Raw genomic sequence first — 25,635 nt, 5'->3', positions numbered from 1 at the left:
GCCGCCCTCGTTTCGTCGTGGTCCGCGTCAGTTCGGCGGGTTGTTCTTCTCGAGGAAGGTGACCATCGCGCTCATGGCTTGCACACGGGTGGCTTCGCGCGACAGCCAGTGGTCCTCGGCCTTCAGGGTGACGAACTCCACCGGCTTGTGGGCCCGCTCCAGGGCGTTGCGCATATCGACGCTCTGGCTGTAGGTGACCACCGTGTCGTCCTTGCCGTGGATCAGCAGGACGGGGCCGTCGGCCTTGTCGGCGGCGTTGGCCGGCGAGCGCGCGGCCAGCTTGGGATCCGAAGCCCGGTCCGCGCCCATGTAGCGCTTCCAGTAGCGGACGGTGGTGCTCTCCGCGCCCTTTCGGCTGATCTCCCAGTCCAGCATCTTGCCCATATCCGAGACGCCGGCCACGGCGACCGCGCAGCGATAGACGCCCTTGTCCAGGGTGATGCCGGCCAGGGCCGCGTAGCCGCCGTAGCTGCCGCCAGCGATGCAGACGCGCTTGGGGTCGATCGTGCCCGCCTTGGCCAGGTAGCGCACGCCGTCCGACAGGTCGGTCTGCATCTTCGCGCCCCATTCGCCGTAGGCCTTCTCGATGAAGTCCTGGCCGTAGCCCGATGAGCCTCGGAAGTTCACCTGCAGCACCGCGTAGCCGCGCGAGGCCAAGATCTGGGACCAATAGTCGAAGCCGGCGGTGTCGCGCGACTGCGGCCCGCCGTGCGGCAGCACGATCAGCGGCAGGTTCTTGGGGGCCTTGCCGTTGGGCAGGGTCAGGTAGCCGTTCAGTTCCAGGCCGTCGGCGGCCTTGTACTTGATGGCCTGCACCTGGGCGATGTCGGCGCCGGTCAGGCCCGGATAGGCCGCGCCGATCCGCTTGATCTTGCCCGCTCCCAGATCGACCAGATAGTAGCCGCCCGGCTCGCCGGTGCCTTCGGCATAGACCACCAGCTTGGCGTAGTCGGGCGTGAACGAGGTCAGTCGCACCTGACGGCCCGCGAACACCTGACGGACCTTGGGCCAGGCGGCCTTCAGGCGTGGTTCGAGGAACTCATACTCGCGATAGACGTCGTTGTAGCCGTAGCCGATCAGGTGCTGGTCGTTGTCGGTCACCGTGCCGTACGGCCGTTCCGGACCGAACGTCTCGCCCATCTTGCCGTCGGCCCGGTTGATCGGGGCCAGTCGCCACATCTGCTTTTTCTCATCCCAGATGTTGAGGATGACCGACGAGCCGTCCAGGGACTGGCCGACAAGGTCCGGCGTGTCGATCAAGGCGTTGGTGGCGTAGGCCTCCTTCCAGCCGCCGTCACGCAGTTCCAGACGCCAGCGACCGTCCTTGGAGCGGTACTTCTCGCGGGCTAGGATCGTGCCGTCCGACTGGGCCAGATAGTTGCGGGTCTCGGAGTCGCCGGTCTGTTGCAGGCGCGCCTGACCGGTGTCCGGATCGATGCGATAGAAGTCCAGATGTCCGGAATCGCTCTGATAGCTGTTGGCGACGGTCGCATACAGACTGGCCCAGATCACCGGCTTGCCGCCGAAGGCGCCGCCCATCGGGGCGTCCCACATGACGTTCAGCACCGAGTCCGCGACGCCGCTGGGCAGCTGCACGCTCTTGCCGGTCTGGATGTTCAGGCTGAGGGATTGGAAGAACTCGCCGACCAGGGCGATGCCGTCGATGCCGGTGGTCTGCGAGACCATGACGATGACATGGCCGTTGTCGGCCCAGGTCACGCCGCGCACCTTCTGGGCGCCCAGGTCCAGGACCTGGATGACCGCACCGTCCAGGCCCTGGACGACCACGCGGCTGAGGCCGCCGCCGTTGACGATATAGGCGATCTTCAGGCCGTCGGCCGAGATCTCGACGTCCTCCATGGCGGGCAGGCGGCCATAGGCCTCGATCGGCGCGGCCTGGACGGCGGTGGCGCCGAGCACGGCCGCGAGGCTCGCTCCCAGCAGGTATTTGAACATGACGGTTCCCCAACTCTACATTGTCGGGTTAGCGCGCGCTCGGCGGTGTTGTCCAGCGTCAGGCGGCGGCCTTGACCCGGCTTTCGATGGTCAGGGCGAAGGCGAGGGCGGGCAGCATCAGGAGGCCGCCCAGCCAGAACGGGCCGCCGATGGCCAGGCCGAACAGAGGGCCGGCCAGCATCGGGCCGCTCATCCGGGCCAGAGAGCCGGCGGCGGCGTTCAGCCCCAGCATGGCGCCCTGCTTGTCGGGCGGGGTGGCGCGCGAGATCAGGGCGGCGATGCACGGGAAGACCAGCGACTGGCCGAACGCGGTGCAGCCCACGGCCAGCGGCACGAAGGCGCTGGTCGGGACGAACGGGGTCAGGGTCAGGCTGGCGGCGATGATCGCCAGGCCCGCGGTCAGCACCTTGGCCTCGCCGAACCGCCGGGCCAGGCGGCCGGTGATCAGGCCCTGGCCGACCGAGGCGATCACGCCGATCACGGCGAAGCACAGCCCGACCTGGCGGGGACCCCAGTCGAAGCGCGCCTGGCTCCACAGGCCGAAGACCGACTCCATCCCCGCGAAGGCGGCGGTGGAGATCAGGGTCACCAGCAGCACGCGCGACAGCACCGGGTGGGCCGTGGCGGCCTTCAGGTGGTCGCGGCGGCGGATCACCGGGGCGTCCTTGTGGCTGGGGGCGCGGCTCTCGACCACGAACAGGAAGACGCCCAGCGAGGCTGTCGCGGCCAGGGCGGCGGCGGTCAGCAGCGGGATCTGGAAGGCCAGGCGCCCGGTGTCGGAATGGCCGAACAGCTTGGCCAGGCTCGGCAGCAGCCCGCCCAGGGTGGGGCCCACCACGAAGCCCATGCCGAACGCCGCGCCCAGCAGGCCCATGCGTCCGGCCCGCTTCTCGGGCGGGGTGACGTCGGCCATGTAGCCCTGGATGGTCGAGATGTTGCCGGTGGCGCAGCCGCTGAACAGGCGGACGGCGAAGGCCCACAGCATGTTGGGCGCGAAGGCCAGGGCCACGTACGACAGGGTGTTGGCCAGGATGGTGACGATCAGCACCGGCCGCCGGCCGATCCGGTCGCTCAGCCGCCCCCAGAACGGCTCGGCCAGGAACTGGCCCAGCGAATAGGCCGAGAACATCGCCGTCACCTGCCAGGGGCTGGCGTTCAGCGACTTGGCGTAGAACGGCAGAAGCGGGATCACCAGCCCGAAGCCCACCAGGTTGATGAACACCACCAGCAGCAGGACGTAGAGCGCGCGCGGACTGGCGCCGGGCGTGGTCTGGGCGATCGAAACGGGGGTGGCGGCGGGCGTACTCATCAGGGCGGGCGGTTTACGCCTGAACGCGCGTCAAGGCGACCGCTATCTGAAATTTCAGATCGCGATCGCCAGATAACGCTCGGGCGTCGCTCCTAGTTCGGCGGGTTGTTCTTTTCCAGGAAGTCGACCGTGGCGGTCAGCATCTGGAGGCGGGTGGCGCCGCGCGACAGGAAGTGGTCCTCGCCGGTCAGGGTGACCAGCTGGGCCGGCTTGCCGGCCTTCTTCAGGGCGTCGGCCATCAGGGTGCTCTGAACATAGGGCACGCGGGTGTCGTCCTTGCCGTGGATCAGCAGGATCGGGATGTCGGCCTTGTCGGCCAGGCGGGCCGGCGAGATCGCGGCCAGGTCGGGATCCTTGACGCCGTCGGCGCCCATGAACCGCAGCCAGAAGCGCAGGGTCGAGTTCTGGCTGGAGTTCTGGCGCAGATTGTTGTCGAGCAGCATGCGCGGCAGGTCGGAGGGGCCGGCCACCGAGACGGCGCAGCGATAGACGCCGCGGTCAAGCGTGGCGCCGGCCAGGGCCGCGTAGCCGCCGTAGCTGCCGCCCACGATGCAGACGCGCTTGGGGTCGATGGTCCCTTCCTTGGCCAGGTGGCGCACGCCGTCCGACAGGTCGGTCTGCATGGCCTTGCCCCATTGGCCAAAGCCCGCCTCGGTGAAGTCCCAGCCGAAGCCGTCCGACCCGCGATAGTTGGGACGCAGCACGGCGTAGCCGCGCGAGGCCAGGGCCTGGCTCCAATAGTCGAAGCCCGGCTCGTCGCGGACCTTGGGGCCGCCGTGCGGCAGCACCACCAGCGGCAGGTTCTTGGGATCCTTGCCGTGCGGCAGGGTCAGGTAGCCCGTGATCTCCAGGCCGTCGGCGGCCTTGTACTTGATGGGGCGGACCTCGGCGACGCCCTCTTCGGTCAGGCCGTCATAGACGTCGGCCAGGAAGCGGGCCGTCTTGCCGTCGAGGTCGACCAGGCCATAGGCCGGCCCGGCGGTCGGGGAATCGACCAGCACCACCAGCTTGCGCTTGTCGTCCGACCACGAGACCAGCGACACCTGGTCGCCGGGGAAGGCTTTCACGACGGCCTTCCAGCTGGCCTGCAGCTTGGGATCGAAGAAGGTGTAGCGGCGCTCCTCGCCGACCAGGGCGACGGCCCCGACCAGGGTGGCGCCGTCGGACGAGTGGATCAGGCTGTCGAACTTGTCGCTGTCGGGGATCTGCACGTGGGTGCCGTCCAGCGCGTACTCGCTGAGGACGAAGCGATCCTCGTCGTTCTCGTCCTCGGTCCAGACCAGAACCGAGCGGCCGTCTCGGCCCATGCCGCTGAGGCGCCGCGAGCCCATCTTGGCCTCGGCCCGCGCGGCGGTCATCCAGCCGCTATCGCCCCGGATCTTCAGCGACCAGACACCCTTCTTCTCCTCGTAGACCGACTGGGCCAGCGGCTGGCCGTCCTTCGAGACCAGCCAGTCGTCGGTGTCGTACGACCCGTTGCCGTCCAGCATGCGGGTGGCGCCGTTCTTCAGGTTGATCCTGTAGAGGGTGCTGGAGCCCTTGCCCTCGTCGAAATGCACGCCCTTGACGATGGCGTAGACCTGACCGTCGATGAAGCGGACCTCCGGCGTGTCCAGGATGACGTTCATCGAGTCCTTCTCGTCGGCCATCAGCAGGCGCTGCTTCTTGGTGACGAGGTCGTAGTCGAAGCCCATGGACCATTCGCGCGCGGGCCCCTGCAGGCCGAAGGGCTGGGCGGTGGTGGAGGTGGTGATCAGCACGTGGTCCAGGCCCGCCCACTGCACGCTGCGCAGCTTGGTGTCGCCCATGTTGACGCCGGCCATGATCTGGCCGCCCTGCTCGGCGCCGCGAATGATCAGCATCCGCTTCTCGCCGTCGGTGACCGACACCGCCAGCTTCTGGCCGTCGGGCGAGATCTCGACCTGCTCGATGTGCGGCAACCGGCCATAGACCGAAAGCGGCGGAACCGCCGCCGACGCCGTTCCGGCGCAAACCCCGGCCAGGGCGAAGCTCGCCGTCGCCGTGGCGATAATCGTCTTCAACACGCGTAATCCCCCCAAACTTCGGCCAATCTAGCAAAGCGCGATCTGCTGTCGAGCTTGTTTGCGGCCTAGGGTTGCGTTCGCGAATTCGATCGTCACGGCGTCGCGCAGGCAAAGAAAAACGCCCCAACCGGGAGGTCGGGGCGTTTCGCATTCTGGCTGGAGGCCGATCCTTAGCGCGGGGCCAGGATCATGATCATCTGACGGCCTTCCATGCGCGGCTCGTATTCGACCTTGGCCACTTCCTCGAAGTCGGCCTTGACCTTCAGCAGCAGCTTCATGCCCAGCTCGGGGTGCGCCATTTCACGACCGCGGAAGCGCAGGGTCACCTTGACCTTGTCGCCTTCGTCGAAGAAGCGGTGCATCGCCTTGGCCTTCACGTCGTAATCGTGAATGTCGATGTTGGGCCGCAGCTTGATTTCCTTGAGCTCGACGATCTTCTGCCGCTTGCGGGCCTCGTTCTTCTTCTTCTGCTCCTGGAACTTGAACTTGCCGTAGTCCAGGATCTTGCAGACGGGAGGGTTCGCGTTCGGAACGATCTCGACCAGGTCCAGGCCAGCTTCCTCGGCCGCTTCCAGGGCGGCGGAGATCGGCATCTCGCCTTGCTTCTCGCCGTTCTGGTCGATCAGCAGGACGCGAGGGACCCGGATGTCTTCGTTGATACGCGGACCATCCTTGACGGGCGGCGTTTGCATAGGACGGCGAATAGGGCGGCTCCGGTGTTGTTTAAGGGCGCTGTGTATTAAAGCGGTAGCGTTGAATGAGTTCGCGCGGAGTCCAGGGGACGCCGCGTTCGCAAGTGATATATGACGAAGGAGTCCCGCGCTATCAAGGCGCATGCGCACGACAGGCCCGCCTTTCTGGGGCCGAGGGCGTCAAGAGGGACCGGGGAAGCGAAACGTCCGGGCCGGGCTTGGTCCCATTTCCGCTCGCGATCCGTTCCACGTCCCCATGTCCACCACCCCTTCCGCGCCCCGCCACACCCCGATCGAGGACGTTCACGCCCTGCTGATCGGCTCCAGCTTCATCGCCGTGGGGCTGACTTTGCTGAAGGCGGCCGGCCTCACGACCGGCGGGGTGGCGGGCATCGCCCTGATCGTCTCGTACCTGACCCACTGGCCGGTCGGGGTGCTGTTCCTGGTGATCAACATCCCGTTCTACGTGCTGGCCCAGCGCACCATGGGCTGGGCGTTCACCGGCAAGACCCTGGTCACCAACCTGCTGCTGGCCGGCCTGGCCCTGGGCCTGCCGTCGTGGCTGAAGATCGGCGGGGTCGATCCCGTCTTCGCGGCGATCTTCGGCGGCACGATCATCGGCATGGGCATCCTGGCCCTGGCTCGGCACAAGTCCAGCGTCGGCGGCATCGGGGTGCTGGCCCTGTGGCTGCAGGACAAGCGCGGGATCAGCGCCGGCAAGGTGCAGATGGCGTCCGATTTCGTGATCCTGGGCGCGGCTTTCGCGGTGATCAGCTGGGACAAGCTGCTGCTGTCGATCCTGTCGGCCGTCGCGCTCAGCGCGGTGATCATCGCCAATCACAAGCCCGGACGATACGAGGGATACTGAAGCTTGGCCTGTAGTAAGCTTGAGCTTGTCGAGTAATTTTCAGAAGCGTCAGTAAAAACCTAGAAACCAATTTCAAACCTGCGCGCTGTCCTGGTCTGATCAAGGTTTCGCTCGTCGGAAACCTGCGTCCTTGATCTTTTGGAGGACGGGAACGTGCGGAAAATCCACACTGTTATTCTAGCCGCGTGCGCGGCTATGGGCGCCACTGTGTCCTATGCCCAGGCGGTCGAAACCGCCGCCCCGGCGAAGCCCCTGAACGAAATGTCCGGGGTCGAAGCGGTTCAGCTGATGAACCAGGGCGCCGAATGGGCCGGCACCAACGCCATGAAGGCCGAGCTGAAGCGGCATGACACGCCGCTCAACCGGTTCAACCTGGCCACCGGTTATCAGCGTACGGGGCGGCTGGACCAGGCGCAGGGCCTCTACCAGGGCCTGCTGCGCAATGGCCGCTTCACTGTCGTGACGGCCACGCCCGACACGCCGGCCGCGCCTTCGCGGTCTTTCAACCTGGCCGACGAAGCCGCTTCCAGGCTGGCTTACATCGATTGGCTGAAGTCCGATCAGGCGGGGCAGGTCGCGCGTGCGTCGGACGGCGGGCCGGTCTCGGCCGAGAGCCTGGGCGCCAACGCCTCGGCCGTCGAAGGCGGCATGGCACGAGGCGAGGTGAGCGACGCCCAGGCCCTGGCGCTCGACCAGGCGGGGATGCAGGGCGCCGCGCCCTGACATCGATCGAAGTCTTGCGTGCAACTGATCAGAATTGTTGGTCGTGAAGGGTATGTAAATACCGTCAGGTCTCTGCCGAATATCCGCTGTCAAAATGGTTAATTCATGTTAATCATATTGCATTAATCGCCAAGTCGGCGTCGGCTTTGTTCTGATCAAGTCCTCACACGTCGGAAGCCTGTGACCTTGATCACCTGGGGGGCTTCGAACGTGCGGAAACTTCACGCCATCATTCTGTCCGGCTGTCTGGTGTTGGGGGGCGCGACGGCCTACGCCCACGGCGCCAAGAAGGAAAAGGAAGCCGACGCCATCAATCTGATGGCCGACGGCAAGGCCTGGCTCGCCACCAACGTCTTCAAACGGCTGACGGCCAAGCACAACACGCCGCTGAACCGCTTCAACCTGGCGACGGGCTATCAGCGCACCGGCCGGTTCGAGCAGGCGCGCCAGATCTATCGCGAGCTGTTGGTCGACGGGCAGCGGACCAACGCCTATTCCACGCCGGCGCCCAACGGGCCCACCCGCGTGTTCAACGTGGCCGAGGAGGCCGCGTCGAGGCTGCTGTACTTCAGCTGGCTGGACACCGAGAAGACCCGGATGGCGGCGGCCAACACCTCGGGACCGGGCGCCTATTCGGCCGACTCGGCCGGCGTGCCGGCCTCGGTGACGGTGGGCGGCTCGACCTATGGCGACGTGTCCGACGAGGCGGCGGCGGCCCTGGACAGCCAGGCGGCGCAGGACGCGCAATAGCGTCCGCTCCGGTGCGCCGGAGGGCTAGTGCGGCAGCAGAGAGATCGCCGCGCTGGCCACGGTGCTGACCGGAAGGGCCTTCAGGTCCGGCGACTTGATCACCGCCACGTGGCCGCGCGGACCGCACAGTTCCGGGTCCGAGGCGTCCGAGAACAGGGCGATGGTCGGGGCCCCGGCGGCCGCGAGCAGGTGGGTGGGGCCGGTGTCGTTGCCGACGGTCAGGGCCGCCTTGGCCCCCAGCACGGCCAGTTGGGCGAAGTCGGTGCGGCCGGTCAGGTCGCGGGCCTGGCCCACGGCCTTCTGGATCTGCCGCGCCATGGCGCTTTCCTGCGGACCGCCGATGATCACGATGTCCAGGCCCCGCGCCTTTAGCAGGGCGGCGAGCTGGGCGTAGCTCTCGGTGGGCCAGCGCTTCTCGGGCCGGTGGGCCGAGCCGCCGGGCACCAGCAGCACATAGGGACGCGGGGCGGGGGCGCCGGCCACGGGGCGCGGCTCCTTGGTTCGGCGCAGGATCCATGACAGGTCCGGCGCGGGCGCGCCGCCCGGCTCGGTGGGGGCGTCAGGCCAGATGCCGGCCTGCTTGAGCTGGTCGGCCTGCCGCTCCAGGGTGTGCATGTGGTAGCGGGCCTTGCCGCGCTGGGGCAGGGAGCAGCCCGCCGCGATGCCCGACCATTGCGGCGGGAACGGGCGCAGGGCCTGGAAGTACCAGCCGGTGCGGCTGTTGGTCTGCAGGTCGTAGACCCGGTCGTAGCGCGCCTTGCGCAGGCGGCCCAGCATGGCGGTCAGGTCGCCGAAGTCGCTGGGGCGGCCGTCGGTCTCGACGAAGTTGAAATAGGGCGACAGCTTGGCCAGGGCCTCGAAGGGCGGGGTGGTCAGAAGCGTGATCTTGGCGCGCGGGTGGGCCTCGCGGATCTTCTTCATCGCCGCCAGGGCCAGAACGAAATCGCCGAGGGCGCCCAGCTTGATGACCAGGACCTTCTTGATTTCCTTGCTCAACTCTTCGTCTCCAGAACGCGTGCGTAGACCTTGAGCGTTGCTTCGACCATCGCGTCAACAGAATACAATTTACGAGCGCGCACCCGCGCGGCCATGCCCATGGCCTGCCGCCGCGCGGCGCCGGCCTCGCAGGCGTTGGAGAGGGCTTCGGCCCAGGCCTCGGCGTCGCCCGGGGCGACCAGCCAGCCGGTCTCGCCGGCGACCACCGTCTCGCGCGCCGCGCCGTGGTCGGCGGCCATCACCGGCTTGCCCATCACCTGCGGTTCCACCGCCGTACGGCCGAAGGCCTCGGGTTCCAGCGACGGGGCGATGGCCAGGTCGGCGACCAGATAGGCGGCCGGCATGTCGTCGCAATGGCCCACCAGCCTGACGCTGTCCTGCAGCCCGGCCTGGGCGATCATGTGCTCCAGCTCGGCGCGATAGGCCTTGCGGCCCTGGTCGTCGCCGACCAGCAGCAGCAGGATGCGGACGTCGTCGACGGCCTTGAGCCGGGCCACCGCCTCGATCACCACGGCCTGGCCCTTCCAGCGGGTCAGGCGGCCGGCCAGCAGCACCTTCAGCCGGCGGTCTTCGGGCGACACGCCCCAGGCCTTGCGCAGGGCCTCGACCCGCTCGGCCGAGACCAGGCCGGGCTCGAAGCGCGTCAGGTCCACGCCGCGCGGGATGGCCACCACCTTGTCGGGCGACACGCCATGCTCGGCGATGACATGGGCGCGGGTGTATTCGGAATTGGCGATCACCAGGTCGCCCTTGGTCATCACCGCGTTGTACCAGCGCTTGAGGCTGGACTTGGCGTTGTAGACCCCATGATAGGTGGCGATGAACGGGACCTTGGTGGCGTGCGCCGCCCACAGGGCGCTGAAGGCCGGGGCGCGCGAGCGGGCGTGGACCAGGCTGACCTTCTCGCGGCGGATCAGGTCGATCAGGCGGGCGGCGTTGCCCAGCATCACGAGCGGGTTCTTGGACTGGGCCGGCATCTGGGCCAGGCGCCCGCCGTCGGCCTCCAGCCGCGCGGCCATCCGCCCGCCCTTGGTGGCGACCAGGGCCTTGCCGCCCTGGGCGATCACGCCGTGGGCCACGTCGATCGTCGTCTGCTCTGCGCCGCCGGTTTCGAGTTCCGGAGTCACCTGCAAGAGGGTGAAATCGTCGGGAAGGATGGACACGCGTTGCTCTAACCAGGTTAGGACGTCGTAGTTATCGAAAGGATCAAGGCCGCGCCATGACCGATTCCCCCGAATATCTCGATCGTGGCGACAATCTTCGGTTGGCGTATCGCGTGATTACCGGAAATCGCCCCACCGTTGTCTGGCTGGGCGGGTTTCACTCGGACATGACGGGGACCAAGGCCCAGGTCCTGGCCGACCAGGCCCAGGCGACCGGCGGCGGCTATCTGCGCTTCGACTATTTCGGCCACGGCGAGTCGGACGGCGAGTTCGAGCACGGCACGATCAGCCGCTGGCGCGAGGACGCCTTGGCGGTGATCGACCAACTGACCGAGGGGCCGCTGGTGCTGGTGGGCTCGTCCATGGGCGGCTGGCTGGCGTGCCTGGCCGCCATCGCCCGGCCCGACCGGGTCAAGGCCCTGGTGCTGATCGCCCCCGCGCCCGACTTCACCGAGAAGCTGATGGAGCCCGAGCTCTCGGCCGAGGCCAAGGCCACCATCGCCCGCGACGGCCGCTGGATCCGCCCCTCCGAATACGACGACGCCGGCTATGCGATCACCCGCGAGCTCCTGGAGGACGGGGCGCGGTGGTCGATCCTGTCGGGGCCCGTGCCGATCGACGTGCCGGTGCGGGTGCTGCAGGGCGGGGCCGATCCCGACGTGCCCTGGACCCACGCCCTGGAACTGGCCAACAGCCTGACCTCCGACGACGTGGTCTTCACCCTGATCAAGGACGGCGACCATCGCCTCTCGCGGCCCCAGGACCTGGAGCGGCTGCTGGCGGCGGTGGGCGAGGCGCGAGTGCTGGCCGAACCGATCGAGGACGATCCCGTGGCCCGCCGCCTGGCCCGCGCCGCCCGCGCCCGAGCCGCCGGCCAGCCCGCCGAGGTCTCCTGGGCGGCGGCCGACCTGGGGCCGGACGAGGAATAGCTGGTCTTTTCCGCTGTCGGTCGTATGGTATGTTCACGACTTGTTCGAGAAGGCCGATGGCGAAATCCGCTCCTCTCCGCATAGAGCTCGACAGCGATCTGGACCGGCGTCTGTCCGAAGTCGCCGAGGTCATGGAACAGCCGAAGACGGCGCTGGTCGAACAGGCCGTGCGCGATTTCCTCGAGTTGCGCGACTGGCAGGACGCGGCGATCGACGAAGGTCTGCGTGCGGCCGAGGAAGGGCGTGTCTTCGAGCACGACGAAATCGCCGAATGGGTCGCCTCTTGGGACACGCCGAACGAACGTCCCGCGCCCTCGCGCGACTGATTGCATGCGCGTCGTCTGGACCGAGCCGGCCAAGCGCGATCTTGCTTCTGCTCGGGCGTGGATCGCTCAGGATCGACCTGTCGCGGCCGCAGGCCAGGTTCAGCGGATCATCAATGCAGTCGCGGGGCTTCGAGACTTCCCCAACATCGGACGGCCAGGGCGTCGCGGCGGCGCTCGCGAACTCGTGGTGCCCGGAGGTCCCTTCATCGTCGCGTACAAGATTCGCGGGGACGAGATCGCGATCCTCAGGGTTTTCCACGGCGCTAGACGCTGGCCGGAAAGCCTCTAACCGCCCGCCCTCAGGATCGCCGCCAAGCCCTCGCGGTAGGTCGGGTACTTCGGCCGCCAGCCCAGTTCGGCCTTGGCCAGGGCGTTCGAGACGCGCTTGTTCTCGGCGTAGAAGCGGCGGGTGGCGGGCGACAGGCCCAGTTCGTTGAAGGGCAGGTCGGGCGGCACGGCCACGCCCAGCAGGCCGGCGGCGTGCTCCATCACGTCCTGCGGCGGGGCGGGCTCGTCGTCGACCAGATTGTAGACGCCGCCGGCCTTGGGCCGATCCAGCGAGGCCAACAGGCCCGTGACGATGTCCTCCAGGTGGATGCGGCTGAAGACCTGGCCTTCCTTGACGATGCGGCGGCCTTCGCCGGCCCGCAGGCGGTCGAGCGCGCTGCGGCCGGGGCCGTAGATGCCGGGCAGGCGGAAAGCGGTCACCGTCAGGCCCATGCCGCGCCCCACCTGGAGCCAGTCGCGCTCGGCCCCCACGCGGCGGGCGCCCTCGACCGACTGGGCCTTGAGCGGCGAGCTTTCGAACACCCAGCGGCCCTCGAAGTCGCCATAGACGCCAGTGGTCGACAGATAGCCGATCCAGTCGGGGAAGGCCTGGGCCGCTGCCAGGGCGGGAATCACCGCTTCAAGGCCGGGGCAGCCCTCGCCGGTGGGCGGGGCGGTGACCAGCACGGCGTTGACGTCGGTCAGGGCGGCGGTCATGGCCGCGCGGTCGTCGGCGTCGATCGTCTCGATGCCCAGTGCGTTCAGGGCCGCGACCTTGTCGGCGCCGCGCGTGGTCCCGACCACGCTCCAGCCCCGCGCGATCAGGGCCTTTGAGAAGGCCTGGCCGACATAACCCAATCCGAACACGAACAGACGCAAGGCGCTCAAGTCCCCGAAACGAAGGGGCGAATGAGCGGGCAAAACGAGCGTTCGCGCAAGAGGCGACCACCATTGTCCACAATGACGCGCCTCAACCCCGATCTGACCGCTTGCCAACCGCAAGGCGCTCTGCCATAAGCCGCCTCCTCGTCGCGGGGCGCTGTTTTCGGCCCCTCCGATGCGGGCGTAGCTCAGTGGTAGAGCACAACCTTGCCAAGGTTGGGGTCGAGAGTTCGAATCTCTTCGCCCGCTCCAATTTCCTCCCCAAAAATTGAAGCGTGACGCATCCGGTGGGCTCTTGGTAGCTTGGCCATGGAACCCGTCGCGCGGCCTTGCCGTTGCTGATCGGTGATCACCCGCGCGGGCGGGATATGGGGGATAGCGGCATGACGCGAACCGATCTCGGCGCGGGCCTGACGGCGATGGCGATGATCCTGGCTCTGGCGGGCGCGAGCCCGGTCCTGGCCGGCCAGGTCAAGCCGCAGTATCCGATCAAGAAGGACGACAAGCCCGAAAAGCCCGTCACCCTGCCCAACTCGTCCACCACGCCCGAGAAGGACCAACCGGGCGAGAGCGGCTGGGACGAGGCGCGCAAGAAGTCGGTCGAGATCGGCACCCAGCCGGTGCGCGACGTCGGCATCACCAAGCGCAAGATCCCGCCGATCCTGGTCAAGGCGCAGGAGGACCCCTACAGCCTCAAGGGGCTGAAGACCTGCAGGGCCCTGGCCACCGAGGTCACCAGTCTGAACGAGGTGTTGGGCGAGGACTATACGGTCGGCAACGAGCTGAAGGAAAACAAGGCCGGCAAGCTGGCCGAGGCCGGCGGCAAGTCGGTGGTCAACGCCATCATCCCGTTCCGCGGCATCGTGCGCGAGCTGAGCGGCGCGGCCCCCGCCGACCGCCGCCTGAACGCCGCCGTCGATGCGGGGCTGGCCCGACGCGGCTTCCTGCGCGGGGTCCATGCCAAGCAAGGCTGCAAGACGCGGTTCTAGGTCGCCGCGATTCCTGCTCTAACGCCCGCACGACCTCGCGGGAGTTTCCGATGTCCAAATCCGTGCTGCTGGGCCTGGCCCTGGCCTTGGCCCTGAACGGCGCGGCGCTCGCCGCCGCGCCCGGCGCCGCCGAGCGCTTGGCCCAGGCGGTGAAGGCTTACGAGGCCTCGGGCGCCGGCGAGGACGACGGGGAGGGCGGGGCCGACGACGCCTCGCGCTTCAAGTTCCCGCCGGTGGGGCCCAAGGCCGACGCCGACCGCAAGGCCCTGCTGGCCTCGGCGAGTAAGAGCCTGGACGGCGTGGCCGTCGCCGCCCTGACGCCCGACCAGAAGCTGACCCACGCCATCCTGAAATGGAGCCTGGACGAGCGGATCGAAGCCCTGACCTTCGACGAGGCCCGCATGCCGTTCAGCACCGACGGCGGCTTCGACGTCATCCTGCTGTACCGCGCCAACGGCATGCACCTGAAGTCCGAGGCCGAGGCCAGGCAGTGGATCGCCCTGCTGGCCCAGACGCCCGACTGGTACGCCGCCAATATCGCCAATGCCCAGCGCGGGGTGGCGACCGGCTTCGTCCAGGCTGTGCCGACCGCCCAGGCGGTGCTGGACCGCGCCCGCCGCACGGCCGCCACGCCCCTGGCCGACGAGCCGCTGCTGGCCCCGCTGCGCGACCTGCCCGCGTCCATCCCCGCCGACCGCCGCGCGGCCCTGCTGGCCGAAGGGACGAAGGTGCTGGCCGACAAGGTCGCGCCCGCCCGCGCCGGTTTCGTCGCTTTCCTGGAGACCGAGTACCTGCCGCACGCCGCCAAGAGCCTGGCGGTGTCGGACCTGCCGGACGGCCAGCGCTACTACGCCTTCCTGGTGCGCCGCCACACCACCACCGACCTGACCGCCGACCAGGTCCATGCCCTGGGCCAGTCGGAGGTGGCGCGCATTCGGGGACGAATGCAGGTCGTGATGAAGCAGGCCGGCTTCCAGGGCGACCTTCCGGCCTTCATCGCCTTCCTGCGCAAGGACCCGCGCTTCTACGCCACCAGCCGCCAGCAGCTGCTGGAGAAGTCCAGCGAGATCGCCAAGCGGGCCGACGACCAGCTTCCCGCTCACTTCGGTGTCCTGCCGCGCCTGACCTATGGTGTGCGGCCGGTGCCGGCCAGCATCGAGCAGGGCTACACCACGGGCCGCTATTTCGGCGGCGATCCCAAGACCGGCCGAGCGGGCGGGCTGATGATCAACACCTCGGCCCTGGACCAGCGGCCGCTGTACGAGCTGCCGGCCCTGGTGCTGCACGAGGGCGCGCCGGGCCACCACATCCAGACCGCCCTGGCCCAGGAACAGACCGGCGTCCCGGACTTCCGCAAGACCCTCTACTTCAACGCCTATGGCGAGGGCTGGGGCCTCTATTCGGAGTGGCTGGGCGAGGAGATGGGCATCTATCGCGACCCCTACGAGCTGTTCGGGCGCCTCTCCTACGAGATGTGGCGCGCCTGCCGGCTGGTGGCCGACACTGGGATCCACGCCAAGCACTGGACCCTGGACCAGGCCAAGGCCTGCTTCATCGAAAACACCGCCCTGTCGCCCACCAATATCGACGTCGAGGTGGCGCGCTACGTCTCCTGGCCGGGCCAGGCCCTGGCCTACAAGGTGGGCGAGCTGAAGATCCTGGAACTACGCCACCGCGCAGAAGCGGCCCTGGGCGACAAGTTCGACGAGCGCGGCTTCCACGACGCGGTCCTGCTCAACGGCTCGCTGCCCCTGGCCGTGCTGGAGGCCAAGATCGACGCCTGGATCGCGGACAGGAAGAAGTAACAGACAGCAAAAAGGCCTTGGTTCGCACCAAGGCCTTTTCATTAAGCCCCCATCAAAGGGGGTAAGGACCAAGGGTCCAGCAGCCGAAGCTGTGTATCGTATATAGCGAATTGAGCCTCTCGCGGCAACCCTTACGACGTTGGGCCTTGTGTCTTGAGTTTTAAGACTGGCCGAGAACCGGGCGGTCGTTCCTTGGCCGATTTGGGCGCCGTGGGCTCGGGCTCCGCCGTCGGCGGGGTGGCCGCCGAGGCATACAGAGTATCGAGCGCCGCTTTCACCCTTTTGGTGATCTCGTGCATGTCGAGGTCCGAGACCTTTGGATAGCTGTTTTGCTTGAAGCGATCCAGGAAGGGTCTCAGTCGAGATAGCGAGACTGTGTAGAGATGGTCGCAAACGGCCCAGCAATCGCTGTTTGAGCGCGGGTTCGGATTGTGGACGAGTTTGTAGGTATGAGGCCGAGCGCCTTGATCCCGGGAGGTCAGCGGGATGGCCACGCAGGGTTCGTTCAGATTGCCCGCCGACCGAATGACGACGCCCGGATGCTCCCCGACGAACTCGGGCGCATAGGCGTCATGCGGGAAATCGACCCAATAGGCTTGCTGAAACCGTGCGCGGCTCAGGATCAGTCGTTGGCGGCGACTGATCCTTATCCATCCAGCCTGGGTTAGTTCCTCATCGGTCGGAAACGTCATCACTCCCCCAAATCGCCCTATGGGGGAGTTTATCAATGAAGGTCGCGCAAAAGATAGGGTCAGGCTCACGCCTGGAAGCAAACTCCAAAACGCCCTATCACCGCCCCGAACCGAGGGGACCCCGTCACATGGCCAAGATCACCGTCCTGGGCGAATGCATGGTCGAGTTGTCGCCGGAGGGCGAGGGCCTGCACCGGATGGGGTTCGCGGGCGACACCTTCAACACCGCTGTCTATCTGGCGCGGCTGGGCGACGAGGTCGCCTACTGCACGGCCCTGGGCAAGGGCGATCCGTTCAGCGACGGGGCCTTGGCCGCCATGCGCCGCGAGGGTCTGGACACCCGCCTGGTGCGCGAGGCCGAGAACCGCCTGCCGGGCCTCTACGCCATCGTGCTGGACGACAGCGGCGAGCGGAAATTCCACTACTGGCGCGAGCGGGCGCCGATCCGCGACCTCTTCTCCCAGCACACCGCCGATCAGCTGTTCGCCGCCGCCAAGGCCAGCGACCTGGTCTATTTGTCGGGGGTCACCCTGGCGGTGATCGGCGACATCGGCCGCGCGCGCCTGAAGGACATCCTGGCTTATGTGCACTCGCTGGGCGTGGCCGTGGCGCTGGACTTCAACTATCGCCCGGCCTTGTGGGCTTCGCCCGAGGCGGCGCGGGAGGCGCTGGACGGCGTGGTGCCCTCGTGCCGCTACGTGTCGCTGAGCAGCGAGGACAGCCGGCCGCTGTATGGCCGCGAAGCCGAGGATCTGGCCGCCGAATGGGCCGCCGTCGGCACCGAGGTGGTGGCGCGCGACGAGAGCCACGCGGTCAATGTCCACACCCCGGAAGGTCGCATCGCCACCCCCGCGCCGGGCCGGGTCAAGGCGCTGGACACCACCGGGGCGGGCGACAGTTTCAACGCTGCCTACCTGGCCTCGCGCCTGGCCGGACTGCCCGTCGAGACCGCCGTGAGTCGCGGCCACGACCTGGCGGCGGCGGTCGTCACCTGCAAGGGCGCGATCATCCCCAAGGCCTCTATGCCCATTTGGTCGCGGGGATAGAGAGTGGTCAGGCTCAACGCAATCAAAGGTTTATATTCCTACTAGACGCGACCAATAGGAAAGTTATCCTACCTGCGGAATATCGACCTAGGCTTGTGGTCGAAAGCGCCATTCGGGCGCGGTACGCAGGGGGATGCCGATGCTGGCTCAGGTTCTCGAGGAGTTGTGGGCGATCTCGCCCGATCCGCGTCGCGACAAGTTGGCGGCGGCGTTCATCACCCACGCGGTGGCCCTGGCGACGGGCGTGTCGCCATCCGACATCGCTTCGACCGGCCGCGCCAGCAAGGCGGCGGCGCGGGCGCGGCAGATCGCCATCTACCTGGCTCATGTCAATTTCAACTGGCCCCTGATCCGGGTGGCCTTCGCCTTCAACCGCGATCGCAGCACCTGCGGCTACGCCTGCAGCCGCATCGAGGAGATGCGCGAGAACGCCGACTTCGACGCCCGCATGACCGCTCTGGAGGCCTGCGTGCAGCAGGCGCCCGAGACCATTCCCGAACTGACCCAGATCGGGATCGACCGATGAGCGCGGTGTTCGAGCAATCCCTGGAAGCCGAGCGCCTGGCCGCCCGCGCCGAGCGGCTGCTGCGGCGGCCGGGCGCGCTCATCGAGGTCAAGGAACTGGGCTACGTGGTCCGCTTCGGCGCGCGGCGGCGGGCCATGCTGACGGTGGACGAGGCGGCCTTCCGGGCGCTGGCCCGCGACGGCGCCCTGGCCCCGCGCCGCGAGGGCGGCTGGCGCCTGGTCAAGCCGATGGCCCCGCCCGCGCCGCCGCCCGGCCGTCCCGGCGTGATCGAGGGCGAGCGGGTGGTGATCGAGGGCAGCGGCCAGCACGTGGTGCTGAAGGCCAATCTGGGCGAGTCGCCCCTGGCCTGGCTGGCCCGGCGCGGCGGGCTGGAGGACGTGGAAGTGATGGCCGGCGAGCGCCTGCGCGAGGATTTCCAGAAGGCCGGATCGGTCGGTCGCCTGACCATGGACTGGGACGCCCAGCCGCGCGCGACGGGCGGCGGCAGTCCGCGCCTGGACCCGGCCCTGCGGGCCCGCATCGCCAAGGACCGCATCGCCGCCGCCTTGGCCGAGGTCGGTCCGGGCCTGCGCGAGATCCTGGAACGGGTGTGCCTGGCCGAGACCGCCCTGCAGGTGGCCGAGCGCGAACTGGGCCTGCCCAGGCGCGCGGGCAAGACCGTGCTGAAACTGGCGCTGCAACGGCTGGCGGCGCACTACCGGATGGTTTGAGGGCGAAGGCGGGGACACACACTCGCCCTCGGCGTCGAGTTCTCCTGGCGGAGACCCTGCCGCGAGTGTGTGTCCCCCAAGTCGGTCGCTAGTGCTTCAGCATGTGCTTGATGTCGCGCATCTGGTCGTGGCCGGACTTGACCGAGGTCCAGGCCTTCTCGATGGCGGCGCGGGTCTGGGCGTCGACGTCGGTGTCCTGCAGGGCCTTTTCGAACTTGGCCTTGATGTAATCCTCGCCGGCCTCGACTTCGCTGACCACGGCCTCGTCGCCCTTGGTCACGGCGTCCTTCAGGTTCAGGAAGGCGCGGTGGGCGGCGGCCAGGATGGTGCCGTCGTCCTTGGGATCGCCGCCCAGGCGACGGACCTCGTTCTGCAGGTCCGAGGCGATCGAGCGGCGCTCCTGGGCGCGCTGCTGGAACAGGTCCTTGAAGCGCGCGCCGTCGGCGTCCTTGGCGGCTTCGGCATAGCCGTCGGCGCTGTCGATGGTGGTCTCGACCAGGCCGTTGACGAGTTTGATGTGGTCTTCGTTGGTGTGGGTCATGACATGTCTCCGAAGATGGGGATCGGCCTAACGCCGGACCAGCGAGGAAGGTTCGAGGCGCGACTTCAGCGTCGAGGCCTGCGAACCCAGGAAGGTCCAGGCGGTGGTGGCCGCGGCGATGGCCGGACCGCGCGTGCGGCGGTTGATCAGCAGGCCCGCCACCACGCCGGCGCCCAGCACGGCCAGGGCCAGGGGCACCTTGCGGCCGGCCAGGGTGATCTTGCCCTCGGCGTCGGGCTTCAACGCATAGTCGGCGGGCGGGGCCGCGGTTCCGGCGGCGTAGGGATCGGGCGCGGCCTTGGGGAACCGGCCGGTCAGCTTGTCGGAAAGGCTGGACAGCAGACCCTGCCGCGCTTGGGCGGGCGTGCCGTAGGAGGCGTCATAGGCGGCCATGGGAGGCTCCTTGCGAAGGGGAGCCTCGATAACGCGGGGGCGGCGGGGTTGATCCCGTCTTACAGCGCTTCGTCGCGCGGCGGCATCGTCGCGCCGACGTGCTCGATGCCCAGTTCCTTGGCCCGGGCGGCCTGGCGGTGGCGTTCGGCGTAGCGGGCCTTGTCCTCCTCGCTGCGCTGGTCGTGGCAGGCGGGGCAGGCGACGCCCTCGACGTAGTGCTCCGAGGCGCGCTCTTCGGGGCCCACCGGCATGCGGCAGCCCCGGCACAGGGTGTGGACGCCCGGCTCCAGCCCATGGCCCACCGCCACCCGCTCGTCGAACACGAAGCACTCGCCGCGCCACAGGCTCTCGGGCTTCGGGATCGTCTCCAGATAGTTGAGGATTCCGCCCTTCAGGTGGAACACCTCCTCCACGCCCTCGGCCTTGAGGAAGGCGGTCGACTTCTCGCAGCGGATGCCGCCGGTGCAGAACATCGCCACCTTGGGCGGCGGGGCGGCCGGGTCCCAGGTCTGGCGGAAGTCGCGGAACCAGGCGGGAAAGTCGCTAAAGGCGGCGGTCTTGGGATCGATAGCCCCTTCGAACGTGCCGACCTTCACCTCGTAGTCGTTGCGGGTGTCAATGACGATCACGTCGTCGCGGGCGATCAGGGCGTTCCAGTCGGCCGGGTCCACATGGGTCCCGGCGTTGCTGGCCGGATCGAGGTCGCCGGCGCCCAGGGTGACGATCTCGCGCTTGATGCGCACCTTCATGCGGTGGAAGGGCAGGGCGTCGGCGTCGGCGAACTTCAGCTCCAGCGTCTCGCAGCCGGGCAGGGCGCGGATGTGATCCAGCACCTTGTCGATGGCGTCGGGCGTGCCCGCGATGGTGCCGTTGATCCCCTCGCGGGCCAGCAACAGCGTGCCCTTCACGCCCAGGCCGCAGCACAGCTTCGACAGCGGCCGCATGATGGTCAGCGGATCGGCGAAGGTGGTGAAGCGATAGAGGGCGGCGACGCGGAAGCTCATGGCCAGGGCTGATAGGCCCTGTCAGGCGGGTTCTCAAGCGCGGCGGAACGATTGGCCGACGGCGGCGCTTACACCGGCATGAGCATCCTGATCGTCGTTCTCGTCACCCTCGTCCTGCTTGGCCTGGCGCTCTATGCGGTCCAACGCAGCCCCATTCCCTCGCCGGTCAACTGGCTGATCCAGCTGGTGCTGATCGTGATCGCGATCTGGTTCATCGGAACCCGGGCGGGGTTCTTCTGATAGGCCAAGCACCGATTGGGGACACACGCATGCGTGTGTCCCCAGCCGTTGATCACGCCAGCGCCGCCGCGTCCCGCTGGATGCGCGCGACCATCGCCTTCAGGCCGTTCGACCGCTGCGAGGACAGAGCCTCCGACAGGCCCAGCCGCGCCATGGCGGCGGCGGCGTCGAAGTCGACGATATCCCGCGCCGGGCGGCCCGAATAGAGCCGCATCAGGATGGCGATAAGTCCGCTGACGATGTGGGCGTCGCTGTCGCCCCGGAAGACGATGGTCCCGTCGCCTTGCGGTTCGGTCACCAGCCACACCTGGCTGGCGCAGCCGCGCACCTTGTTGGCTTCGGAATGCTCGGCCTCGCTCAGCGGGGCCAGTTCCTTGCCCAGCTCGATCACGTAGCGATAGCGCTCCTCCCAGTCGCCGAGGAGTTCGAACTCGTCGGCCAGTTCGTCGAGAGCGGCGTCGATGGGGCGTTGCATGCGGCGCACTTAATGCGCCTGGGCCGAAAGGGGAAGCCCGATCAGAGGCGACGGCGGCCCACGGCGACGCTGCTCTGGGCCTCCGGCAGGACGAAGAGGGCGGAGAAGCCCTGGCCCAGGGCCGACTTCAGCCGCAGCGAACCGCCCATGGCCCGGGTCAGCAGGTCGACGATGGGCAGGCCAAGACCTGCGCCTTCCGACGAGCGGGTCAAGGTGCTGCCGCCCTGCTCGAACGGCCGCACCAGTCGCGCCAGGTCGGCGGGATCCACGCCCGCGCCCTGGTCGCGGACCTCGATCTCGACCAGGCCGTCGTCGATCCGCCGGCCCTCGATCACGATCTGGCCGCCTTCCGGCGAGTGGGCGATGGCGTTCTGCAGCAGGTTGGTCAGCACGGTGCGCAGGCCCCGGCCGTCGGCCTTCAGGCTGGGCAGGACCTCGACGCCGGGAGCGACGATCTCGACCCCGCGCGCGCCAGCCTCGGCCCGCAGCTGCAGGATCACGTCCTCGACCGCCTCGTCCAGGTCCTCGACGCCCAGGTCCAGGTCGGTGACGTGGCCTTCCAGCCGGGCGATCTCGACGATCTGGTTGACCAGCCGCAGCAGCTTCAGGCCGCTCTCGTGCACCAGGGTGGCGTATTCCTTGTACTGCGGCGCGCCCAGGGGGCCGTAGAGCTCGCAGGAGAGGATCTCGGAAAAGCCGATGACGGCGTTCAGGGGCGTGCGCAGCTCGTGGCTGACCATGCGCAGGAACGAGCGCTTCTGGTCGTCCAGGGCTTGCTTGCGACGCGCGCGCGCGGCCGCCCGCCGGAACGTGGCGGTTTGCGACATGAGGCCCGTATCGGCGCCGGCGGTTTCTCGCGGCGTCTCGACCTGGCCCAACGCGTCGGTGATCGCCGGTGGCGACATCGGTGGGACTCCCGGACCTTCTGTCCGTAACTTCGATGTATCAGGGTGAACCAAGGCGCTTACGAATCCGTTTCCGTCCACAAGAAGCTCTGGCGTTAAGGATCGCGCGCCGATTGTGCGGCCTTGGGAGAGGTCCCGACCCGCGTTAAGCTTTGAACTCGAAGACTCACGGGAAGGGATTCTCGCGGCCTTGCCCATCGACGGCGCTCCGCTCCGAACCGGTCCCCAAGCGGGCCAGGCCCCGTCCTCGACGGGGGCCTTCGGCGCGGCGCATCTGTGGCGGCTGGGCTGGCTGACGACGGTGATCTTCGCGGCCGGCGCGGCGGCCTTCACCCCTGGAACCATCGGCCTGCACGTCTGGCTGGCCCTGGCGGCCGGCGCGGTCCCGGCCCTGGCGGCTCTCGCGGTAGGCGAACGCCAGGACGAGCGCCTGCAATCCCTGATCCTGGTCCTGTGGGCCACCTGCGGCGCGGGCGCGGCGGTGGTCACCGGCGGCGTTTCCGGCGCGATGAGCGCTTGGATTCTGGCCCCGGTCGCGGCGGCCTCGACCCTGTCCTCGCCCCGTCGCCTGGCCGAGGGCGCCAGTCTTTCCCTGATCGGCGGGGCCGTGGCGGCCCTGACCCAGCTGTCGGGCCTGGCGCCCGACGCGCCCACCGGCCCGCTGGCCTTCGTCCTGGGCTTCCTGTCGGTGGCCACCGTCGGGGTGGGCCTGGCCGCCGGCCTGATCCTGACCCATCGCCGGGCCGGCGAGCGCGACAGCCGCAATGTCGGCGAGCTCAACATCCTTCAGACCCTGGTCGACGGCGCGCCCCAACTGCTGCTGGTGATCAACGGCCACGGGCGCATCAAGACCCTGCGCGGGGCCGCGCCCCGGGGCGTCGGCGCCGTCAACCTGGTCAACGAGGGCCTGGCCTCGGCGGCCGCGGCCGGCGACCGCCAGAAGGTCAGCGCCGCCCTAGCCTCGGCCTTCGAGGTGGGCGAGGCCAGCGTCGCCTTCGCCCCGCTGCTGGACCCGGCCCGCACGGTGTGCCTGGACCTGCGCCAGGTCTCGCCCGACCTCCTGGTGGGCGTCATGCGCGACGCCACCATCGAGCGGGCCCGCGAGACCGCCCTGCAACAGGCCCGCGCCGAGGCCGAAGGCCTGGCCGCCGGCCGCGCCCGCTTCCTGGCAAACATGAGCCACGAGCTGCGCACGCCGCTGAACGCCATCATGGGCTTCTCCGACATCATGCGCGCGCGGATGTTCGGCCCCCTGACCGACCGTTACGGCGAATACGCCGAGCTGATCCATGAGTCTGGCCGCCACCTGCTGGACCTGATCAACGACGTCTTGGACATGTCCAAGATCGAGGCCGAGCGCTTCGAGCTGCAGCGCGGCGAGTTCGACGCCCGCGAGGCGGTGACGGCGGCGATGCGGTTGATGCGGGTCCAGGCCGACGCGGCCGGGGTCCAGCTGCGCGGCGTGCTGCCGCCGGGCGAGCTGGAGGTCGACGCCGACCGCCGGGCGCTCAAGCAGATCGTGCTGAACCTGGTCTCCAACGCCCTGAAGTTCACCCCGCGCGGCGGTCAGGTGACGGTCACCGCCGACGGCCACGACGGCGAGTTCGAGCTGGTGGTGGCCGACACGGGCGTGGGCATTTCGCCGGAAGACCTGGAGCGCCTGGGCCGTCCCTACGAGCAGGCCGGGGGCGTGGACCAGCGCGCCAAGGGCACGGGCCTTGGCCTGTCGCTGGTGCGGGCCTTCGCGAAGCTGCATGGCGGCGAGATGCACATCGAAAGCCGCATGGGCGCGGGGACCAGCGTCTCGGTGCGCATGCCGGTGCTGCTGCGCGCCTCGCGTCCGGCCATGGAGGCCCCGCTGCTGGAGCCCGCGCCGGAGCCGGAGATCGAGCCGGAAGAACCGGAGCTGGGGCCGAACGTGGTGAAGTTCGCGCCGCCGAGGTAGGCGCGCACCCACTTGCCCCCACCTGACGGCTTCGCCGTCTGTCCGCCCCCGTAGGGGGCGGAGGACGCGCGCCTAAGCGGGGTTCCTCTTCCCCCTATGGGGGAAGACGATCGCGAAGCGATCCGTAGGGGGCAAGTGTTGCCGCCTGAGCGCCTACCGCAAGAACGCCCGTCCCGCCGCGAAGTCGCCCACCTCCACATACGCCCGACGCACCACGTCCTGGCCGCTCCGGCTGGTGAACACGAACTCCACCGTGGCCGCCTCGCGCGGGTCCAGGCGGCCGAGGGCGTCGGCGGCTTCCTGCGGGAAGCGGAAGGCCAGGCCCGTCTTGGCGCCGGTCGGCAGCAGGGTGAGCGGGGCCTGGTCGCGGGTCTCGGCGCCGAACACCCGGCTGGCGTTGCGCGGGGCGGCGTTGGCGGCCAGGCCCCTGGCGTTGGCGGCGTTGAGGTACGGCCCCTGGGTGCGCAGGGTGTCGCGCAGCACCAAGCGGGCGGTGTAGGGCTGGGCTCCGTCGGCGAAGGTCGCCACGGCCAGCATCTGGTTGGCGCGGCCCGACAGGCCGAACATCAGCCGGTCGGCGCCAAAGCCGGCGGGCTGCGACAGCCGCCAGACCGGAATGGTGGCCGAGACCGAGCGGTCGGCCTGCCAGGTGGCCCGGTCGCCGGGATAGGTCATCCGCAGCATGGTCGAATAGCCGTCGAAGGCCTGGCGCACGCGGCCGGCGGCGGTCTGCATGTCGGGCGAGTTGCAGGCCGCGGCCCCGGCCTTGGCGCGTGCGCGCTGTTCGACGGCCTGGACCTGGACCTCGCTGACGCCCGAACGCAGGGAGGCGCCGCGCGCCTGGGCGCGGGCGGCGTCCAGGGCCGAGCCGACCGCCGGCTTGAACAGCCGGCAGCGCGCGTCGGCCGAGGTCATCAGCGTGCGTTCGTAGAGCTGGTCGACGGCGGCGGCATGGGCCTGGCCCGACGCGCCGAGCCCGGCGATCGCGACGAAAACCCCTAGCCACCGCGCCGTCGAACCCCCAAGGGTCTTCTTCTTCGACGTCATAGTCTCGTATTCTGCGAGAGCGGTTTCAGCAGGCAGCCTTAGGGCGCCGAGGTTGCGGTTCAGTTAGCGATGCTTCTTTCGACGGACATCTGGGTGGGGGCGCTGATCCGTCGCGCCGAGCTGGGCGGGGCCTTCGCCACCGTGGCCCGCAAGGGCGACCCGCGCGCCGGGGCCGTGCTGGTCAAGGCCGTCGACCGCCGCGCCAACACCGCCAAGCTCTACAGCGAGGCCACGCGCGGCGACGGCGAACGCTTCTGGATGCAGCCGGTGCGGTCGGATTTCGAACCGGATCTCGACGCCTATGCCGAGCGCGCCGCGCGGATCGATCCGGACATCTGGGTGATCGAGATCGAAGACCGCGAGGGGCGGCACTTCCTGACCGAGGCTGTGGAGGCCGATCCGGCGTCCTAG

General features: G+C 68.8%; 28 protein-coding genes and 1 tRNA gene. 15 read left to right on the top strand and 14 right to left on the bottom strand.

What is annotated here, in order from left to right; translation table 11 throughout:
- Nucleotides 1–27: 27 nt before the first annotated feature.
- The 4 genes from AC07OA_RS14385 to infC form a co-directional block, all read right to left on the bottom strand.
- Entirely contained in the window at nt 28–1,956 is a 1,929-nt protein-coding gene (locus AC07OA_RS14385; protein WP_494664495.1) for a S9 family peptidase, read from the bottom strand.
- Nucleotides 1,957–2,014: 58 nt separating this feature from the next.
- Nucleotides 2,015–3,265, bottom strand: coding sequence for an MFS transporter (locus tag AC07OA_RS14380; RefSeq protein ID WP_494664494.1), 1,251 nt, complete (start codon nt 3,263–3,265; stop codon nt 2,015–2,017).
- 92 nt (nt 3,266–3,357) lie between these two features.
- Nucleotides 3,358–5,307, bottom strand: a complete 1,950-nt coding sequence (locus AC07OA_RS14375) for an alpha/beta hydrolase family protein (protein WP_494664660.1) — start codon at nt 5,305–5,307, stop codon at nt 3,358–3,360.
- A gap of 173 nt (nt 5,308–5,480) precedes the next feature.
- Nucleotides 5,481–6,002: a translation initiation factor IF-3 gene (gene infC / locus AC07OA_RS14370; protein ID WP_494664493.1), complete on the bottom strand. Its 522-nt coding sequence runs from the start codon at nt 6,000–6,002 to the stop codon at nt 5,481–5,483.
- Between the two features lie 256 nt (nt 6,003–6,258).
- On the opposite strand from infC, the gene AC07OA_RS14365 reads away from it, so the two are divergent.
- From AC07OA_RS14365 to AC07OA_RS14355, 3 genes are all read left to right on the top strand, one after another.
- Nucleotides 6,259–6,870, top strand: a complete 612-nt coding sequence (locus tag AC07OA_RS14365) for a YitT family protein (protein ID WP_494664492.1) — start codon at nt 6,259–6,261, stop codon at nt 6,868–6,870.
- Between the two features lie 195 nt (nt 6,871–7,065).
- Nucleotides 7,066–7,593 (top strand): hypothetical protein, encoded by a 528-nt coding sequence (locus AC07OA_RS14360; protein WP_494664491.1) that lies wholly within the window; start codon nt 7,066–7,068, stop codon nt 7,591–7,593.
- Nucleotides 7,594–7,803: 210 nt separating this feature from the next.
- A complete protein-coding gene (locus AC07OA_RS14355) occupies nt 7,804–8,343 on the top strand; it encodes a hypothetical protein (RefSeq protein ID WP_494664490.1) in 540 nt (179 codons plus the stop codon).
- Nucleotides 8,344–8,367: 24 nt separating this feature from the next.
- Here the strand turns inward: AC07OA_RS14355 and AC07OA_RS14350 are convergent, their stop codons facing one another.
- Together AC07OA_RS14350 and AC07OA_RS14345 are read right to left on the bottom strand one after the other, a co-directional pair.
- Nucleotides 8,368–9,339: a glycosyltransferase family 9 protein gene (locus AC07OA_RS14350; RefSeq protein WP_494664489.1), complete on the bottom strand. Its 972-nt coding sequence runs from the start codon at nt 9,337–9,339 to the stop codon at nt 8,368–8,370.
- A complete protein-coding gene (locus AC07OA_RS14345; RefSeq protein ID WP_494664488.1) occupies nt 9,336–10,502 on the bottom strand; it encodes a glycosyltransferase family 4 protein in 1,167 nt (388 codons plus the stop codon). Before AC07OA_RS14345 ends, AC07OA_RS14350 begins: the two co-directional genes overlap by 4 nt.
- A 56-nt stretch (nt 10,503–10,558) precedes the next feature.
- On the opposite strand from AC07OA_RS14345, the gene AC07OA_RS14340 reads away from it, so the two are divergent.
- Genes AC07OA_RS14340 through AC07OA_RS14330 form a run of 3 tightly spaced genes read left to right on the top strand, consistent with a single transcriptional unit; the run spans nt 10,559 to nt 12,046 of the window.
- Complete coding sequence (locus AC07OA_RS14340; protein ID WP_494664487.1) at nt 10,559–11,431, top strand: alpha/beta hydrolase; 873 nt, start codon at nt 10,559–10,561, stop codon at nt 11,429–11,431.
- A 56-nt stretch (nt 11,432–11,487) separates the two neighbouring features.
- Complete coding sequence (locus AC07OA_RS14335) at nt 11,488–11,757, top strand: CopG family ribbon-helix-helix protein (RefSeq protein WP_494664486.1); 270 nt, start codon at nt 11,488–11,490, stop codon at nt 11,755–11,757.
- Nucleotides 11,758–11,761: 4 nt separating this feature from the next.
- Nucleotides 11,762–12,046, top strand: coding sequence for a type II toxin-antitoxin system RelE/ParE family toxin (locus AC07OA_RS14330; RefSeq protein WP_494664485.1), 285 nt, complete (start codon nt 11,762–11,764; stop codon nt 12,044–12,046).
- On the opposite strand, the gene AC07OA_RS14325 is transcribed toward AC07OA_RS14330, so the two are convergent.
- Complete coding sequence (locus AC07OA_RS14325; protein WP_494664659.1) at nt 12,043–12,891, bottom strand: SDR family oxidoreductase; 849 nt, start codon at nt 12,889–12,891, stop codon at nt 12,043–12,045. The genes AC07OA_RS14330 and AC07OA_RS14325 overlap by 4 nt on opposite strands.
- A gap of 192 nt (nt 12,892–13,083) precedes the next feature.
- Between AC07OA_RS14325 and AC07OA_RS14320 the strand changes: the two genes are divergently transcribed.
- From AC07OA_RS14320 to AC07OA_RS14310, 3 genes are all read left to right on the top strand, one after another.
- Nucleotides 13,084–13,158, top strand: a tRNA-Gly gene (locus AC07OA_RS14320).
- 131 nt (nt 13,159–13,289) lie between these two features.
- A complete protein-coding gene (locus AC07OA_RS14315) occupies nt 13,290–13,895 on the top strand; it encodes a hypothetical protein (protein WP_494664484.1) in 606 nt (201 codons plus the stop codon).
- A 50-nt stretch (nt 13,896–13,945) separates the two neighbouring features.
- Entirely contained in the window at nt 13,946–15,700 is a 1,755-nt protein-coding gene (locus tag AC07OA_RS14310; protein ID WP_494664483.1) for a DUF885 domain-containing protein, read from the top strand.
- Between the two features lie 131 nt (nt 15,701–15,831).
- Here the strand turns inward: AC07OA_RS14310 and AC07OA_RS14305 are convergent, their stop codons facing one another.
- Complete coding sequence (locus AC07OA_RS14305; protein WP_494664482.1) at nt 15,832–16,392, bottom strand: type II toxin-antitoxin system PemK/MazF family toxin; 561 nt, start codon at nt 16,390–16,392, stop codon at nt 15,832–15,834.
- Nucleotides 16,393–16,520: 128 nt separating this feature from the next.
- On the opposite strand from AC07OA_RS14305, the gene AC07OA_RS14300 reads away from it, so the two are divergent.
- From AC07OA_RS14300 to gafZ, 3 genes are all read left to right on the top strand, one after another.
- Nucleotides 16,521–17,438, top strand: coding sequence for a sugar kinase (locus AC07OA_RS14300; protein WP_494664481.1), 918 nt, complete (start codon nt 16,521–16,523; stop codon nt 17,436–17,438).
- 139 nt (nt 17,439–17,577) lie between these two features.
- Nucleotides 17,578–17,964 carry a gene transfer agent production transcriptional regulator GafY/HdaB gene (gene gafY / locus AC07OA_RS14295; RefSeq protein ID WP_494664480.1) on the top strand — a complete coding sequence of 129 codons (387 nt, stop codon included), beginning with the start codon at nt 17,578–17,580 and terminating at the stop codon, nt 17,962–17,964.
- Nucleotides 17,961–18,674, top strand: coding sequence for a gene transfer agent activator GafZ (gene gafZ / locus AC07OA_RS14290; RefSeq protein WP_494664479.1), 714 nt, complete (start codon nt 17,961–17,963; stop codon nt 18,672–18,674). The genes gafY and gafZ overlap by 4 nt, the downstream gene beginning before the upstream one ends.
- Before the next feature lie 88 nt (nt 18,675–18,762).
- Here the strand turns inward: gafZ and AC07OA_RS14285 are convergent, their stop codons facing one another.
- Genes AC07OA_RS14285 through trhO form a run of 3 tightly spaced genes read right to left on the bottom strand, consistent with a single transcriptional unit; the run spans nt 18,763 to nt 20,612 of the window.
- Nucleotides 18,763–19,215, bottom strand: coding sequence for a PA2169 family four-helix-bundle protein (locus AC07OA_RS14285; RefSeq protein ID WP_494664478.1), 453 nt, complete (start codon nt 19,213–19,215; stop codon nt 18,763–18,765).
- A gap of 27 nt (nt 19,216–19,242) precedes the next feature.
- Nucleotides 19,243–19,608, bottom strand: coding sequence for a hypothetical protein (locus AC07OA_RS14280; RefSeq protein WP_494664477.1), 366 nt, complete (start codon nt 19,606–19,608; stop codon nt 19,243–19,245).
- Nucleotides 19,609–19,667: 59 nt separating this feature from the next.
- Nucleotides 19,668–20,612 carry an oxygen-dependent tRNA uridine(34) hydroxylase TrhO gene (trhO, locus tag AC07OA_RS14275; protein WP_494664476.1) on the bottom strand — a complete coding sequence of 315 codons (945 nt, stop codon included), beginning with the start codon at nt 20,610–20,612 and terminating at the stop codon, nt 19,668–19,670.
- A gap of 78 nt (nt 20,613–20,690) precedes the next feature.
- Here trhO and AC07OA_RS14270 point away from each other — a divergent pair, with 78 nt between their 5' ends.
- Entirely contained in the window at nt 20,691–20,852 is a 162-nt protein-coding gene (locus AC07OA_RS14270) for a hypothetical protein (protein WP_494664475.1), read from the top strand.
- Between the two features lie 52 nt (nt 20,853–20,904).
- Here the strand turns inward: AC07OA_RS14270 and AC07OA_RS14265 are convergent, their stop codons facing one another.
- Together AC07OA_RS14265 and AC07OA_RS14260 are read right to left on the bottom strand one after the other, a co-directional pair.
- Nucleotides 20,905–21,327: a SufE family protein gene (locus AC07OA_RS14265; RefSeq protein ID WP_494664474.1), complete on the bottom strand. Its 423-nt coding sequence runs from the start codon at nt 21,325–21,327 to the stop codon at nt 20,905–20,907.
- A 41-nt stretch (nt 21,328–21,368) separates the two neighbouring features.
- Nucleotides 21,369–22,232: a sensor histidine kinase gene (locus AC07OA_RS14260; RefSeq protein ID WP_494664473.1), complete on the bottom strand. Its 864-nt coding sequence runs from the start codon at nt 22,230–22,232 to the stop codon at nt 21,369–21,371.
- A 190-nt stretch (nt 22,233–22,422) separates the two neighbouring features.
- On the opposite strand from AC07OA_RS14260, the gene divJ reads away from it, so the two are divergent.
- Nucleotides 22,423–24,177 carry a cell cycle sensor histidine kinase DivJ gene (divJ, locus tag AC07OA_RS14255; RefSeq protein WP_494664472.1) on the top strand — a complete coding sequence of 585 codons (1,755 nt, stop codon included), beginning with the start codon at nt 22,423–22,425 and terminating at the stop codon, nt 24,175–24,177.
- 153 nt (nt 24,178–24,330) lie between these two features.
- Here the strand turns inward: divJ and AC07OA_RS14250 are convergent, their stop codons facing one another.
- Nucleotides 24,331–25,224: a hypothetical protein gene (locus AC07OA_RS14250; RefSeq protein ID WP_494664471.1), complete on the bottom strand. Its 894-nt coding sequence runs from the start codon at nt 25,222–25,224 to the stop codon at nt 24,331–24,333.
- A gap of 69 nt (nt 25,225–25,293) precedes the next feature.
- Between AC07OA_RS14250 and AC07OA_RS14245 the strand changes: the two genes are divergently transcribed.
- Complete coding sequence (locus AC07OA_RS14245; RefSeq protein WP_494664470.1) at nt 25,294–25,635, top strand: DUF1491 family protein; 342 nt, start codon at nt 25,294–25,296, stop codon at nt 25,633–25,635.

Source organism: Caulobacter sp. GW821-FHT09B08, from assembly GCF_059418225.1.
Note: the sequence above shows the minus strand (reverse complement) of the source record. Positions and strands in the feature narration are given on the sequence as shown.